Genomic DNA, 445 nt, shown 5'->3' on the forward strand with positions numbered 1-445 from the left:
CCGTCGAGGACGCCCGCGGCCGCGAGGATCTGCGGCCCGTGGCAGACTGCCGCCACCGGTTTGTCCTCCTCGAAGAAGTGCCTGACTGCGTCGAGGACCGCGTCGTACGTGCGGAGATATTCGGGTGCCCGCCCGCCGGGGACGACGAGCGCGTCGTAGTCGCTGGGGTCGATCTCTGCGAACGTCGTGTTCACCTCGAAGTCGTGCCCGCGCTCTTCGAGGTACGTCTGGTCCCCGCGGAAGTCGTGGATCGCCGTCTTGACCGTCTCGCCCGCTTCTTTCTCCGGGCAGACCGTGTCTACGTCGTGGCCGACCATCTCCAGCGCCTGGTACGGAACCATCGTCTCGTAGTCTTCGCCGAAGTCGCCGACGATCATCAGGATCTTCTTGCCCATAATCCATCGCGATAGACGGACCGAGATCTGTTATACTTATTGTCCGAAAC

1 protein-coding gene is annotated in these 445 nt (G+C 63.1%); it reads right to left on the bottom strand.

The features are described from left to right. A partial coding sequence (locus tag DEQ92_RS22810) for a DJ-1/PfpI family protein (RefSeq protein WP_147299605.1) occupies positions 1–395 on the bottom strand: 395 nt, incomplete at its 3' end. Positions 396–445: the final 50 nt, after the last annotated feature.

It is taken from the genome of Haloferax sp. Atlit-6N (genome assembly GCF_003383195.1).
GTDB lineage: Archaea > Halobacteriota > Halobacteria > Halobacteriales > Haloferacaceae > Haloferax > Haloferax gibbonsii.